Origin of the sequence: Silanimonas lenta DSM 16282, assembly GCF_000429065.1 — a bacterium.
Taxonomy (GTDB): domain Bacteria; phylum Pseudomonadota; class Gammaproteobacteria; order Xanthomonadales; family Xanthomonadaceae; genus Silanimonas; species Silanimonas lenta.
Genome location: NZ_AUBD01000011.1, coordinates 77510 through 91881 on the forward strand (window position 1 = coordinate 77510; position 14372 = coordinate 91881).

The 14372-nt window shown below is 73.2% G+C and carries 12 protein-coding genes; 2 read left to right on the forward strand and 10 right to left on the reverse strand.

The window, feature by feature from the left end; all coding sequences use genetic code 11:
• Nucleotides 1–55: 55 nt before the first annotated feature.
• Genes G408_RS0107130 through G408_RS0107160 form a run of 7 tightly spaced genes read right to left on the reverse strand, consistent with a single transcriptional unit; the run spans nucleotide 56 to nucleotide 5534 of the window.
• Complete coding sequence (locus G408_RS0107130) at nucleotides 56–982, reverse strand: lysophospholipid acyltransferase family protein (RefSeq protein WP_028770533.1); 927 nt, start codon at nucleotides 980–982, stop codon at nucleotides 56–58.
• Nucleotides 983–990: 8 nt separating this feature from the next.
• Nucleotides 991–2247: an O-antigen ligase family protein gene (locus tag G408_RS0107135; RefSeq protein WP_028770534.1), complete on the reverse strand. Its 1257-nt coding sequence runs from the start codon at nucleotides 2245–2247 to the stop codon at nucleotides 991–993.
• Complete coding sequence (locus tag G408_RS0107140; protein WP_028770535.1) at nucleotides 2228–3331, reverse strand: glycosyltransferase; 1104 nt, start codon at nucleotides 3329–3331, stop codon at nucleotides 2228–2230. The genes G408_RS0107135 and G408_RS0107140 overlap by 20 nt, the downstream gene beginning before the upstream one ends.
• 10 nt (nucleotides 3332–3341) lie before the next feature.
• Complete coding sequence (locus tag G408_RS0107145; protein ID WP_028770536.1) at nucleotides 3342–3545, reverse strand: zinc-finger domain-containing protein; 204 nt, start codon at nucleotides 3543–3545, stop codon at nucleotides 3342–3344.
• A 52-nt stretch (nucleotides 3546–3597) separates the two neighbouring features.
• On the reverse strand, nucleotides 3598–4284 hold the full coding sequence (locus G408_RS0107150) for a pirin family protein (protein ID WP_028770537.1): 687 nt from the start codon (nucleotides 4282–4284) through the stop codon (nucleotides 3598–3600).
• A 39-nt stretch (nucleotides 4285–4323) separates the two neighbouring features.
• The gene (locus G408_RS0107155) at nucleotides 4324–4935 is read right to left on the reverse strand and encodes a YceI family protein (protein WP_051282730.1); all 612 of its coding nucleotides are present in this window, start codon (nucleotides 4933–4935) and stop codon (nucleotides 4324–4326) included.
• Nucleotides 4935–5534 (reverse strand): malonic semialdehyde reductase, encoded by a 600-nt coding sequence (locus G408_RS0107160; protein ID WP_028770539.1) that lies wholly within the window; start codon nucleotides 5532–5534, stop codon nucleotides 4935–4937. Before G408_RS0107160 ends, G408_RS0107155 begins: the two co-directional genes overlap by 1 nt.
• A 153-nt stretch (nucleotides 5535–5687) precedes the next feature.
• Between G408_RS0107160 and G408_RS0107165 the strand changes: the two genes are divergently transcribed.
• The gene (locus G408_RS0107165; RefSeq protein ID WP_028770540.1) at nucleotides 5688–6677 is read left to right on the forward strand and encodes a mitochondrial fission ELM1 family protein; all 990 of its coding nucleotides are present in this window, start codon (nucleotides 5688–5690) and stop codon (nucleotides 6675–6677) included.
• Here the strand turns inward: G408_RS0107165 and glnE are convergent.
• Complete coding sequence (gene glnE / locus G408_RS13645) at nucleotides 6599–9421, reverse strand: bifunctional [glutamate--ammonia ligase]-adenylyl-L-tyrosine phosphorylase/[glutamate--ammonia-ligase] adenylyltransferase (protein ID WP_084628119.1); 2823 nt, start codon at nucleotides 9419–9421, stop codon at nucleotides 6599–6601. The genes G408_RS0107165 and glnE overlap by 79 nt on opposite strands.
• 214 nt (nucleotides 9422–9635) lie before the next feature.
• Nucleotides 9636–11708: a S9 family peptidase gene (locus G408_RS0107175; protein ID WP_037412675.1), complete on the reverse strand. Its 2073-nt coding sequence runs from the start codon at nucleotides 11706–11708 to the stop codon at nucleotides 9636–9638.
• Nucleotides 11709–11816: 108 nt separating this feature from the next.
• On the opposite strand from G408_RS0107175, the gene G408_RS13650 reads away from it, so the two are divergent.
• Nucleotides 11817–13676 (forward strand): M14 family metallopeptidase, encoded by a 1860-nt coding sequence (locus G408_RS13650; protein ID WP_084628120.1) that lies wholly within the window; start codon nucleotides 11817–11819, stop codon nucleotides 13674–13676.
• A gap of 10 nt (nucleotides 13677–13686) precedes the next feature.
• Here the strand turns inward: G408_RS13650 and G408_RS14780 are convergent, their stop codons facing one another.
• Entirely contained in the window at nucleotides 13687–14283 is a 597-nt protein-coding gene (locus G408_RS14780) for a DUF2062 domain-containing protein (RefSeq protein ID WP_051282732.1), read from the reverse strand.
• Between the last annotated feature and the right edge of the window lie 89 nt (nucleotides 14284–14372).

Consider the following 14372-nt stretch of genomic DNA (forward strand, 5'->3'; position numbering starts at 1 on the left):
CTGTGCCGATGCCGGCGGTGCTGCGGGCACCGCTCAAGGTCGCGGCCTGAGGGCTTCAGCGGCCGTAGGGCGAGGCCTCGCCCGCCGGCCGGGTCTTGAAGCGGCGGTGCACCCAGAGGTACTGGTCGGGGGCTGCGCGCACGGCCTCCTCCAGTACCTGCATGTAACGGGCGGCGAAGGCCTCGGGGGCATCGAGCAGGGCATCGAGCCCGGGGTCCCAGACGCGCAGCCGGTAGCGGCCATCGGCACTACGGGCCATGGCGAAGAAGCGCACGCAGGCGCGGCCGGCCTTCACCAGCTGCGGCGCGCTCGCCAGCGTGGCGGCCGGCACGCCGAAGAAGGGCACGAACACCTGGTTCATGCGGAAGTCCTGGTCGGCGGAATAGGCAAGGCGCCCACCCGCGCGCAGGGCCCGCACCATGCCACGGGTATCGAACTTGCCCACGGTGGGCCCGAGCCGGCGGCGGCGGGCGGCATCGAGCAGGGCCTCGAGGCAGGGATGACGCTCGTAGCGCCGCACCACGCCGCCCACCGGGGCGCCCAGGGCGAGGGCGAGGAAGCGGGTGGCGAGCTCGGTGTGCATCAGATGCCCGGTGAGCAGCAGCACGCCCTGCCCGCGGGCCGCAGCCTCGCGCAGGTGGTGCAGGCCCTCGATCTCGACCAGCCCGGCCAGGGCCCGGTCGGGGGCGAACCAGGCCCGCAGCAGTTCCAGGAGGGCGATGGCGAGCGAGCGCTGGTGGGCACGCAGGCGCTGGTGGCGCCGGGCCTCGCTCTCGCCGGGGAAGCAGAGCGCGAGGTTCACCCGCGCGATCTGCCAGCGCCGGCGCAGCAAGGGCCGCAGCAGCCGGGCGAGCCCCCCGCCGAGGGCGAGCAGGAGCGGCTGGGGCAGGCGCGCCACGGCGGCGAACAGGCCTGCCAGCACACGCCAGCCGGGGCAGCGCCGGCCCGGTGGGGGGGTGCCCGCGGTCTCCGCCCCGTCCATCCAGGTCCTCAGCCTCCCTCCGGGGCGACGCCGGTCGCCGGGGCGCGGGCGGCGAGCGCGCCGGCATAGAGCGCGGCAAGCAGCAGGGTGAGCCCGCCCCAGAAGGTGGAATAGAAGGCGAGATGGGTGTTGAGCGGGAACACGGTGACGGCGAGCGCCAGGGCCGGCGCTGCCGCCCGGGCCTTCGCCTCGGCACCGGCATAGCGCCAGGCACGCAGCGCCACCGCCACTGCCGCCAGCCAGCACAGCAGGCCGAGCAGCCCGGTCTCGGCCAGGATCTCGAGCAGGATCTGGTGGGCATGGAAGGCCCCCGGCCGGCCCCATTCGACGAACTGGTCATCGGGGCTGGCATAGGCGCGGTAGGCCTGCTGGAAATTGTCCACCCCCACGCCAGTGAGCGGATGGTCGCGGATGATGGCGAGGGTGGTGCGCCAGAGCACCAGCCGCCCGGAGAGGGCGAAATCGAGGCCGTCCTCCTGCCCCTGCAGGACGGCCAGGCTGCGCTCGATGCGCGGGGCGAGGAAATCGCCGGCGCTCCAGGCAAGCAATAGGGCCAGCGCGCCGCCGCCGAGCAGGCCGGCGGCCGTGCGCTTCCAGCCCCAGTGCCCGATGCCGGTGACGAGCAGCACGAGGCCGTAGGTGATCCAGGCCGCACGGGCGCCGGCGAGCAGGATCACCACGCCGAGGGCGCCGGCGGCCAGCAGCCAGGGCAGCACGCCGCGCCGCGCCGCCGGCAGCAGCAGGAAGGGCGAGAGCGAGGCCAGCACCAGGCCGAGCTTGAGGTTGCCGGCGCCGAAGATGCCGGAGAGCCGGTCGGCCAGCGCCGGCCCGCCGAGGCTGTGGCCGGTGGCGGCCTGCGCCAGGGCATCGGCGGTCCAGAAGGCGACGAGCGCGCCCAGGCCCAGACCGACGATGCTCCGCCCGCGCGGCGTGGCCATGGCCATGGCCACGAGCCAGAGGAAGGGCAGGTAGCGCAGGTCTTTCAGCACCTCGAGGGCGGAGAGCCCGGGATCGAGGGCGAAGGGCACCGAGACCAGCTGCGCCAGCCAGTAACCGAGGAACAGGATGCTGGTGAGCGCCCAGGCCTCGTGGCTCAGCACGCGCATGCCGCCGCGGAAGCGGGCGGCCAGCATCAGGCCGAAGCCGAGCAGGGCCCCGAGGGAGAGCACGGCCTCGGCAAGGCCACGCCAGGGCCAGCAGGCCACCTGCAGCAGCACCCACCACGGGGCCAGCCGGGGCAGGCGTTCAAGCAGCGATTCGCGCATAGAGGTCGAGGGTGGCCTGCTGCATGGCCGCCAGAGTGTAGGGAATGTGGGCCGGCGGCGCGGGCGGCGCGGCCAGCAGGGCGCGGGCACGTTCCAGCAGGGCAGCCGCATCGCCCACCGGCACCGCGCCCTCGGGCTGCAGGGCGGCGAGCTGCTCGCCCACCCCGCCGTGGTCCCAGCCCAGCACCGGAGTGCCCACGGCCAGCGCCTCCACCACGGTGCGGCCGAAGGCCTCGGGCTTGTCGGAGAGCTGCAGCACGAGATCGGCCCCGGCATAGGCGGGCACCACCGCGCTGCGCGGCGGGCTGATGCGAAGCCAGGCCGCTACGCCGCGCGCCGCGGCCTCGGCCTCGAGGGCGGCGAGATAGGCCTCGCGGCCCGGCTCGCGGCTGCCCAGCAGCCACAGCGCGGCAGGCTCGCCGGCGGCGCGCAGGCCGGCCAGCAGGCCGACGGCATGGGCATGGCCCTTGAGCCGGGTGCCGCGCCCCGGCATCAGCAGCAGGCGGGTGTCGGCGGGCAGGCCGAGTTCGCCCAGCACCGCCGCCCGGGCCGCCGGATCGGGCCGCGGATGGCGCGGAAAGCGCGCCACGTCCACACCGCGCGGAATCACCACCAGCCGCGCTGCCGCATCGGGCCAGTGCCGCAGCACGTGGCGGCGCACGGTCTCGGAGACCCCGATCACCGCATCGCCGCGGGTCATCACCCCGCTGTAGCGGCCGGGCGAGTTGAGGCCATGCACGGTGGTGATGAAGGCCGGGCGCGGCGAAAGGCCGCGCAGCGCGGCGAGCGCGAGCCAGGCCGGCAGGCGCGAGCGGGCATGCACGATGTCGGGGCGCAGGCCTGCCAGCAGGCGGCGCAGCGCCGGCACGCGGAACGGCGTGGCCAGCGACTTCTCGCCGATGGCGAGGTGGTGGTGGGTGCTGCCTGCGGCCTCCAGCGCCGGCACCAGGCGCCCCCCGGCCGAGACCACGTGCGAGGCATGGCCCGCAGCGACCAGGGCCTCGGCGATTTCCAGGGTGGAACGCTCGACCCCGCCCGAATCGAGCGCAGGCAGCAGCTGGACGACCGTGAGCCGACGCGCCACTGGCGGCGGTTCAGTCCACCAGCTCGTACTTGGCGCCGCAGTAGGGGCAGGTCGATGTGCCGCCCTCGGCCTCGATCGGCAGGTAGACGCGCGGATGCGAGTTCCACAGGCGCATCTCGGGCGTCGGGCAGGACAGCGGCAGGTCGGCGCGCTTCACCTGGTACACGCGCTCGGTGTTGGCGGGCTTCTGGGCCGTGGCGTCGGTGGGGAGCATGGCTCGGGCTCGTTCGGCAAGGCCGCCATTCTAGCCTGCCGCCACCCGGGGCTCAGCCGAGGCCCTCGAGCAGCAGCACATCGGCGCCGAAGGACGATACGAGGGCGAGGCCGGGCTCGTCGCGCAGGCCAAGCCCGTCGCCGCCGCGCAGGAAGCGGCCGCCCAGGGCCAGCTCGCCGCCGATCACCTCGAGCCAGGCGGCATCCCCGGCGGTGGCCGGCAGAGAAAGCGCGCCGCCCGGCAGCACGCTCAGGCGTCGCAGCCGGACCTTCGCCCCCCAGGGCAGGAGGGCCGGATCGGGCGCCGGCGCGGCGATGCGCTCCTGCCCCACCGCCGGGGCCACCACCGCCTGACCGGGCCGCGCATTGCTGCGCGCCGGCTGCACCCAGAGCTGCAGCAGATGCAGGGGCTGCGCCGCATCGGCATTGGCCTCCACCACGTCCACCCCGGCCCCGGCGCCCAGCCGGTGCCAGTGGCCGGCGGGCACCTCCAGTACCGGCTCGCCGGGAATGCCCACGCGGTAGCGGCCGGAGAGCACCAGGCTCAGCACCTCCATGTTGGCGCGCCGCGCCACCGGCAGCGTGGCGCCGGGCGCCAGTTCCAGGCGGTTCATCACGCGCAGGGCCCCCCAGCCCAGCCAGGCCGGATCGAAGGCGCTGCCATGGCTGAAGGCGGCACGACCCCGGAGGCCGGGGTCGTCGAGGAGGCCGCGCTCGGCGGCCGGACGGAAGACGGGCATGGCGCTATTGTGCCCTGCCCGCCGTGGGCGCCGCAGGCCTTACTGGGCCGGGATCGGGCGGTTGAACTCGGTCTCGATGCGGATGCTCACGTCCTTGCCCACCGCCGGAGCGTACTTGTCCATGCCCCACTGGGTGCGGTCGAGGGTGGTGCGCGCCGAGAAGCCGGCCACCTCGATGGTGGGGCGGAAGGGATGCGGGGCCACCTTGTTCATGCTCACGTCGAGCACCACCGGATGGGTCTTGCCCAGCATCGTGAAGTCACCGGTGACCTTGAGCCGGCCATTGCCGAGGTCCTCCACCTTCGTGCTCTTGAAACGCATCGTCGGGTGGTTGGCGACATCGAAGAAATCGGCCGAGCGCAGGTGCTCGTCGAAGTCCTCCTGGTCGGTATCGATGCTGGCGGTATCGATGCTGACCTCGATCGAGGACCTGGCGAGGTTCTCGCGGTCGAGCACCAGGGTGCCCTCGTACTTCAGGAACTCGCCGAGGGTCCTGGAAAAGCCGAGGTGGTCGATCTCGAAGCCGATGTAGGTATGGCCGGCGTCGAAGCGGAACTCGTCGGCGGCCAGGGCCGGGAGGGCGGCGGCCGCGAGGGCCAGGGCAGGCAGGGTGCGCTTCATGGTGGGCTCCGGGGTGCGGGAGGGGGACATCAGGCGATGCGCGCGGCCTCGTCGAAGGCGAGGCGCGGCGAGCGCGGGAACAGGCCGGCAGGATCGCCGTAGCCAAGGTTGACGAGGAAGTTCGACCTGAGGGTGGTGCCGGCGAAGAAGGCCTCGTCCAGCTTCCCGGCATCGAAGCCCGACATCGGGCCGGCATCGAGGCCGAGGGCGCGGGCGGCGAGGATCAGGTAGGCGCCCTGCAGGCTGCTGTTGCGGAAGGCCGTGCTCTCGATCAGGGCGTCGTTCCCGGCGAACCAGCTGCGCGCATCGGCATGCGGGAAGAGCTGCGGCAGCCTGTCGTAGAAGGCCATGTCCTGGGCCACGATCACCGTCACCGGCGCGCTCATGGTCTTCTCCACGTTGCCGGGCGAGAGCGCTTCCTTCAGCTTCGCCTTGGCCTCCGGCGACTTGACGAAGACGAAGCGCGCCGGCGAGGCATTGGCGCTGGTGGGGCCCCACTTCAGGAGCTCGTAGAGCTCGCGCAGCAGGCTGTCGGGCACGTCCTTCTGCTGCCAGGCATTGTGGGTGCGGGCCTCGCGGAAGAGCTGGTCGAGGGCGGCGGCATCGAGGGCGCGGGCATCGCGCGGCATGGCATCGGCGGGGCTCATGGAAGGCCTCATGGGAGAGTGGAATGGCGCTGAAGTATGGGCAAGCCCGGGCGCCGTACCATGCCCACCCCTGCAACAGCCCGTTGTGAACGCTGGAACGCAGGCAGGCCGGCACGCCGCCGCTACACTCCACCGATGCCCCTCGATGCCCCGTCCCTGCTGGTGCTCCACGATGGCGCCGCCGGCAACCGGCGGCAGGCGCTGGCGCTGGCCGAGGCGCTCTCGCCCCGGGTGCAGGAACTGGTGCTGGCGCCGCGGGCGCCCTGGCGTTTCGCCGCCCCACGCCGCCTTCCCTTCTCGGTCCACGCCTTCGGCCCGGCCTTCGCCCGGGCACTGGCCGCGCCGCCACCGCTGGCCGTCGGCTGCGGCCGGCAGGCGGCCCTGGCCACCCGCCTGCTGCGCGCCCGCGGCAGCCGGGTGGTGCAGGTGCTCGATCCGCGCCTGGCGCCGCGGCACTGGGACGCCGTGGTGGCCCCGGCCCACGACGGGCTTGCCGGGCCGAACGTGCTCTGCCTGCGCGGCAGCCTGCATCCGGTAGACGCCGCCTGGCTGGCAAAGGCGCGCGAAACCACGCCCGAACTCGGCGCCGCTCCCGGGCCGCGCCGGCTGCTGCTGCTCGGCGGCCCCACCCGCCGCTGCCCCTGGAGCAAGGCCTCGGTGCTGCAGGCCTTCGAGGCCCTGCGGGCAGCACAGGCCCGCGACGGCGGCGCGCTGTGGATCAGCGGTTCGCGGCGCACGCCCCCGGCGCTCACCGCCGCGCTGCGCTCCCGCCTCGATACGGCACAGGCCCCGCCCGACGTACTGCGGCTCTGGGCCTCGGCCGCCGACGGTCCCAACCCCTATGCCGGCTTCCTCGGCTGGGCCGGGGCCCTCGTGGTGACGGCCGATTCCGCCAACCTGCTGAGCGAGGCCGCGGCCACCGAAGCACCGCTGTGGATCCTGGGCGCCGACGCGGTCTCGGGCCGCCTCGCCGCACTGGTGCGGGAACTGCTGGACAGCGGCCGGGCCCGGCGCTTCGAGGAGGGCCTCGCCACCGGTTTCGCGCCCTACCCGCTCGCGCCCTGGGTCGAGCTGCCGCCGCTGCTGGCCGGGTTGCGCAGGCTGCTCGGGCTGCCTCCGACCTGAGCCGCGAGCAGGGCAGCGAGCCGCGCCGGGGTGTCGCCGAGCCGCGCCCGCGCCACCCGCCGCGGGCGATGGTCGAGAGTGCAGGCCAGCGAGGCCGCCACCAGCGCGGCATGGGCCTCGACGAGGCCCCGGGCGGTTCCGGCATCGAGCAGGCCCTCGGCCTCGAGCGCCCGCAGCAGGTCCACGCTGTGCCGCGGAGCACGCAGGGCCGGGTGCCGCGCCGCATGCCGCAGCACCGCCTGCTGGAGGAAGAACTCGAGGTCCACCAGCCCGCCCTCGCCCTGCTTGAGGTCGAGGTGCAAAGCATCGCTGCGGTCCAGCTCGCGGCGCATGCGCTCGCGCATCGCCGCCACGTCGGCGGCCAGGGCCACCGGGTCGCGCTCGCGGGCGAGGATCTCGCCGCGCAGGGCCTCGAGCCGGGCGAGCAGGCCGGCATCCCCGGCCAGCGGCCGCATCCGCACCAGGGCCTGGTGCTCCCAGGTCCAGGCACGCTCGCGCTGGTAGCCCGCATAGCTGGCCTCGTGCACCACCAGCAGACCCTGCGCCCCGTCCGGGCGCAGGCGCACGTCCACCTCGTAGAGCCGGCCGGCGGCGGTGGGCGTGTCGAGCAGGGCCACCAGCTTCTGGGCAAGCCGCAGGTACCAGCGCGGGGCATCCAGGGGCCGCGGCCCGTCGGAGACCGAGGCCAGCGCCCCGCCATGCACGAAGACGAGGTCGAGGTCGGACGCAAAGCCAAGCTCCTCGGCCCCGATGCTCCCGTAGCCGAGCACGGCAAACTCGCCGTCGGGCAGGCGGCCATGGGCGCGCTCCACCTCGTGGCGGGCCAGCCGCAGGGCGGCCACCAGCACGGCTTCGGCCACCCGGGCGAGCAGGCGGGTGGCGGCCACGGCATCCAGGCGCCCGGCGCGCCAGGCAAGACCGATGCGGAAGGCCAGGCTGTGGCGGCGCTCGTTCAGGGCCAGCAAGGCGGCCTCGGCATCCTCGGGCAGAGCCGCCAGCGCGGCGAACTCCGCGGCGATGCCCTCGGGCTCGGGCAGGGGGCCGGCGGCGCGCACGTCGAGCAGCTCGTCGAGCAGCTGCGGCTGCTCGGTGAGGCGCTCGGCGAGCAGGGCACTGTCGGCACAGACCGCGACCAGCCGCTCCAGCGCCGCCGGCTGCTCGGCCAGCAGGGCAAAGTAACTGCTGCGCCGCCCGATCGCGCCGAGCAGGGCGATGGCGCGGGCGAGGCTGGCATCCGGCGCCTCGCTGGCCGCCGCCTGGGCGATCAGCACGGGCAGGATGCCGTCGAACCATGCGGCCGCCCGTGGCGAGAGGCTGCGCCGCAGGGCCGAGCCGGCCAGCCGGCGCAGGGCCTCGTCGGCGGCCGTGGCATCGGCGAAACCGGCCTCTGCCAGCACCCGGGCCTCGCCACCCTCGGGCAGGGCCTGCCAGTAGGCCGCAAGCGGCCCCGGCGGCGGCGCGGCGCGGCGGCCGCTTCCGAGCACGGCGGCGAATTCCTCGGCCACCACGGCGCGGTGCCCCCCGAGCGCGGCATCGAGCGCGGCGGCATCGGCATAACCGAGCCCGCGGGCGATGCGCAGGCGGTCCAGGGGGTCGGCCGGCAGGGCGTGGGTCTGGGCATCGCGCAGCATCTGCACCCGGTTCTCCACCCGGCGCAGGAAGCGGTAGGCCTCGGCCAGCCGCACCGCGGTGGCGGGGGCGAGATGCCCGGCCCCGGCCAGCGCCGCCAGCGCCGGCAGCAGGCCGCGCTGGCGCAGGGCCGGTTCGCGGCCGCCGCGGATCAGTTGCAGGGCCTGCACCAGGAACTCCACCTCGCGGATGCCGCCGGGCCCGCGCTTGAGGTCGTCGGCCATGTCCCGGCGCGCCACCTCGGCCTCGATCATCGCCTTCATGCCGCGCAGGGCGTCGAGGGCGGTGAAATCGAGATAGCGGCGGTAGACGAAGGGCCTAAGCCCGCGCAGCCAGGCCTCGCCGGCCTCGATGTCGCCGGCCACCGCCCGTGCCTTGATCCAGGCATAGCGCTCCCAGTCGCGGCCCTCGCGCTGGAAATAGGCATCCATGGCCTCGAAGCCCATCACCAGCCGGCCGCTGTCGCCGAAGGGCCGCAGGCGCAGGTCCACGCGGTGGCAGAAGCCCTCGGCCGTGGTCTCGCCGAGCAGCTGGCCCAGGCGCTGGCCGAGGCGGACGAAATAGGCCTCGGCCTCCAGCACCCGCGGCCCGTCGCTGCTGCCGGGCCCGGCATGGGCGTAGACGAGGTCGATATCGGAGCTGAAGTTGAGCTCGCCGCCGCCCAGCTTGCCGAGCGCGAACACCACGAGGCGCTGCGCCCGCCCTGCGGCATCGCGCACGGTGCCGAAGCGCGGCGCCAGCTCGCCCTCGGCCTGCGCCAGCGCCAGGGCGAGGGCCTGCTCGGCGATGCGGGTGCTGCCGGCCAGGGTAGCCTCCACCGGATCGAGGCCGTCCACGTCGCGGGCCACCAGCACGGTCGAGGCCGCAGCCCGCCAGCGGCGCAGGGCGGCCATCGCCGCCTCGGGCGCCGCCGGATCGAGCACGGGCGGCGCCGGCAGCGTATGCCGCGCGGCCAGCAGGGCGGGCTGGCGGCGCAGGGTGTCGAGGGCGAAATCGGAGGCGATGGCGAGCGGCCGCAAAGCCTCGGGATCGACCCCTGCCGCCCCGGCCGATGGCAGGGCCTCCAGGCGACGCCAGACCAGGGCCTCGAGTTCGTGTTCCAGGCTGCCGCCCATCTCCTTCTCCGCGGGCCGACACCGGCCCCAAAAAAGAACCCGCAAGGCCGAGGCGCTTGCGGGTCCGTGCTCCCTCCCCCACGTCGGAAGCGGTCCGATCCTGCGCTGGCACGATGGCGGCGCGCACGCCGCAGCGCAGCATGGAGGAGCTTGATGGTGGAAACGCAAGGCCCCGCACATGGCGGGGCCCTGCAGTGTGCCGCAGCGGCAGCGTTCAGCGCGAGGCCGGCTCGAGCCCGCCGTGCTCCTCGAACCACTTCCGCACCTGCTGGTACCAGAACACCGAGTTCTGGGGTTTTAGGATCCAGTGATTCTCGTTCGGGTAGTAGAGGAAGCGCGTGGGAACGCCCTTCATCAGCAGGGTCTGGTAGAGCTCGAGGCCATGGTTCACCGGCACGCGCAGGTCGTTCTGGCCATGCACCACCAGCGTGGGCGTCTTGAAGTTCGCCGCGCCGTAATGCGGCGAGTTGCGGCGCAGCACCGCGTCGTTGCCCTCTTCCCAGAAGCCGCCGAAGCGCGGCAGCTCGGTGGAGAAATCGGCGGCGTACTGGGTGTAGAGGTTGTAGACCTTGGCATGCGCCACCAGCGCACGGAACGGATGCTCGCGGCCGAGGATCACGCTGGTGAGGTAACCGCCATAGCTGCCGCCGCCGGCCACCATGCGGCGGGTGTCGATCCAGGGCTGGGCGGCGAACCACTCCGCGGCCTTGATCACGTCCTGGTAGGGCTTCTCGGCCCACTCCGGATTGATCGAATCGGTGAAGGCCTGGCCGAAGCCCGAGCTGCCGTGGAAGTTCGGCCAAGCCGTCACGTAGCCCCAGCTGCCGAACACCTGCGCATTCCAGCGGAAGTGCATGCCATTGGTGATGGCATTGTGCGGGCCGCCGTGGATGAGCATGAAAAGCGGGTATTTCTTCGATTTGTCGAAGCCCGGCGGGTAGTTCACCCACATCTGGATCTCGGCCCCGTTCGCGCCGCGGTAGGTGATCGACTCGTAGGTGCCGAAATCAGTGGCGGCGAGCAGGGCGTCATTGATCGTCGAGAGCTTCTCGGCGCGGCCCGAGCGCGGATCGAGGCGCACCAGTGTGGGCGGCTCGACGAAACTCTGGCGCAGGGCCACGAGGGTGCCGTCCTTCGCCAGGGCCAGCGAGTCGTAGGAAGCCTCCGTGCCGGTGACGGGGCGCGGCCGGCCGTCGATCGGCAGTTCGTAGACGCGGGTGGTACCGGCATCGTCGATGGCACCGTACAGGCGCCGGCCATCCGCCGCCCAAACGAGCCCGCTCGCGCTACGGTCCCAGTCGGCGAACAGCTCGCGGGTCTCGCCGCTGCGGCGCTCGCGCAGCATCAGCCGGCCCTTGTCGGCGTAGAAGCCCTTGATGCGCTGCTGCACGAAGCTGAGCAGACGGCCATCGGGGCTGTAGAGCGGGTTGCCGTCATTGGCTGGGTTGTCGGCGGTGAGGTTCACCGGCGTGGCGCTGACCGCGCCCGCGGCCGGGATGGCGACGGTGAACACGTCGTTGTTGGTGACGTTCGGCGCCGGGTCGGAATCGGCGACGAAGGCGAGTTCATTGCCTTCGGGCGAAATGGCGAACAGGCTGTCGGTGCCCTGCACCGCGCTGCGCGGCAGCTGCAGGCCCGTGCCGAGGGTGAGCGCCTGCGGCTCGCCGCCGCCCACGTCCACGGCGAAGACATGGAACTGGCGCTCGTCGATATAGCGGTCCCAGGCCGTCACCGGCGCGCCGTCCCAGACCTGCCCGGTCATCTTGGGATTGGCCCGCTCCTCGAGGCGCTTGCCTTGCTCGGAAAGCGGCAGGTCGGCGAACACCCGCGAGACGAAGGCGAGGCGACGGCCATCGGGGAACCACTTCGGGCTCTGCACGCCGGTGGCGAGCCGGGTGAGACGACGCGCCTCGCCGCCGTCCAGTGGCATCACGTAGAGCTGCGGCGCCTTGTCGTCCTCGCGCTGGGCGACGAAGGCGAGGAAGCGGCCATCCGGGCTGAAGGCCGGCGAGCCCTCGTTGCTGGCATGGGTGGTGAAGGCGCGCTCGCCGCTGCCGTCGCGGTTCCAGATCCACAGATCGGTGTAACCCTTGTCCTCGCTCATCACGAAGCGCGTGACCGGAGCGACGATGCGCCGCCCGTCGGGCGAGATCACCGGGGCGCCGAGGCGCTGGATCTCCCAGCTGCGCTCGACGGTGAAGGGGAGCTTGGCCGCCGGCGTGGCGGGCGCCTGCGCAAGCGCAGCCCCGGACGCGAACAGGGCCAGCGCGACGATGCGATGCAGCATGGAACCTCCGTCGAAGCAGGGTGAAGCAGCGACGCTAGCCGCGCCGGCGTCAAGAACACAAGAAGCCTGTGGCAGGCTTGCGCCCTCCCCACCTGCCTGCCTTCGCTGATGCCCTGCCCCGCTCGCCCGGCCTTCCGCGCCCGTACCTTAGGCCTCCTTCCGCTGCTGCTGGCGCTCGCCCCGCACGCCGCCCTCTCGGCCACACCGGCGAATCCTTCCCGCACCGTAGCCCCGCCCACTGCCGCCCCCGACTGGCGCACCCCGGCCGAGCAGAGCGACTACACCCGCACGCCGCGCTATGCCGAGACCTTCGCCTACTTCGAGCGCCTCGCCGCCGCGAGCCCGCAGGTGCAGCTGTTCGAGTTCGGCACCAGCCCGCAGGGCCGGGCGCTGAAGGCGGTGGTGCTGTCGAGCGACGGCCTGCGCACGCCGCAGGAGGCCCATGCCACCGGCAAGCCGGTGGTGCTGGTGCAGGCCGCCATCCACCCCGGCGAGAACGAGGGCAAGGACGTGCTGATGGCGCTGGCGCGCGACCTCACGGTGAGCGGCAGGCACGCCGGGCTACTCGAACATGCCGTGCTGCTGCTGGTGCCGATCTTCAACGTCGATGGCCACGAGCGCTTCGGCCCCTACCACCGCATCAACCAGAACGGCCCCGAGGCCATGGGCTGGCGGGCCACGGCGCAGAACCTCAACCTCAACCGCGACTACACCAAGCTCGATGCCCCGGAGATGCAGGCCTGGATGCGGCTGTGGACCGATTGGCGCCCCGACCTGCTGGTGGACATGCACAACACCAACGGCGCCGACTACCAGTACGCCATGACCTGGGCCTACGAGACGGCGGCCAACATCGAGCCGGTGCTGGCCGAATGGCAGCGCCGCGCCTTCGACGGGCGGATGAAGCCGGCGCTGGCCGCGCAGGGCTGGCCCCTCACCTTCTACGTGAGCCTGAAGGATTCCACCGACATCCGCGCCGGCCTCGTGGAGGGCGCCTCCGGCCCGCGCTTCTCGGTGGGCTATGCCGCCGCGGCCAACCGCCCGGGCCTGCTGCTCGAGACTCACATGCTCAAGGACTTCCGCACCCGGGTGGCGGTGAACGAAGCGGTGATGCTGGAACTGCTGCGCATGCTCGGCGAGGAGGGCAAGGCCCTGCGCGCCGCGAATGCTGCCGCCGATGCCCGGCGCTTCGCCGAGGACGAGCCGGTGCCGCTGGCCTTCGGCCTTTCCGATCGCGTCGAGCAGCGCGAGTTCCTCGGCGTGGCCGACCGCCGCGTGGAGAGCGAGATCTCGGGTGGCACCTGGGTGCAGTACGACCCCGAGACCCCCATCACGCTCAGCCTGCCGGTGCAGGCCGAGGTCACCGTGACCGCCAGCGCCCCGGCTCCCGCCGCCTGGGTGCTGCCGCCGCAGTGGCAGACGGTGGCCGAGCGCCTGCGGCTGCACGGCCTCGTGATGTGGCCGCTGCCGCAGGCGACCGAGGTGATGGCCACCCGCTACCGCATCGAGGCGGTGGAATGGGCGCCACGCCCCTTCGAGGGCCGGCATGCCATCACCACCCTGCGCCATCGCCTGGAAACCGGGACGGAGCCGGTGCCGGCGGGCAGCTGGGTAATCCCGGCCGACCAGCCGCTGGCGCGCCTCGCCGCCCTGCTGCTGGAACCCGACTCGCCCGACAGCTTTCTACGCTGGGGCTTCTTCGATGCCATCTTCGAGGAGAAGGAATACGCCGAGCCGCGAGTGATGGAGCGCATGGCGCGCGAGATGCTGGCCGCCGACCCGGCCCTGCGCACCGAATTCGAGGCCCGGCTGCGCGAGGACGCGGCCTTCGCCGCCAGTCCGCGCGAGCGACTGCGCTTCTTCTACCAGCGCACGCCCTACTTCGACCGCGAGTTCAGCCGCTACCCGGTGCTTCGCCTCGATGCCGCCGGCCTGCGCCAGCTGCGCGCCGCCGCCATGCCGCGATGAGGCGGCGGCGTCAGGCCCCGGGCGGGGCGGGCGGCTCCGGCGGATGCCGCTCGGCATGGCGCTGCCGCAGCTCCTGCAGCTTGCGCTTGAAGACTGCCGCCTCCCAGGCCAGCAGCCGCCAGGCGAGATCGGCCACCAGGGCCGTGGCAAGCCCCACCACCACGCCGCCGACGAACAGGCCCTGGGCGAAGCGCAGGGCCGGCTCCACGTGGTCGCCCACCCCCACGAGGTGCATCAGCTTCACGCCCAACCAGCCGGTGAAGGCATAGATCGGCGCGATGGTGAAGGGGTTGGTGATGAACTGCAGGCCCACCATCACCGTCAGGTTGGCGCGGAACAGCAGGGCGGCGCCGAAGGCCAGCAGGGCCTGCACGCCGTAGAGCGGCAGGAAGGCGAGCACGCTGCCGACGTAGAGCGCCGGCAGGATGTTCGAGCGCTTGAACGACCACAGGAAGGAGGCCTTCGCCGCGTACTTCGAAAACCACTTCAGCACCGGGTAGCGGGAAAGATTGGCGCGCCGCGGCAGGGGCCGGAGCAGGCGGCGCAGGCGGCGGCGGCGCTGCAGCCAGAGCAGGTGGTGGCGGTCGAGTTCTTCACGCGTCGGCATGGCCGCGCATTATCCGCCAGCCGGATGAATGCCGTCCGTGCCGGAAGGCGGGGGGGCGCGGGCAGTGAAGCCCCCGGCCGCGGGCAGAC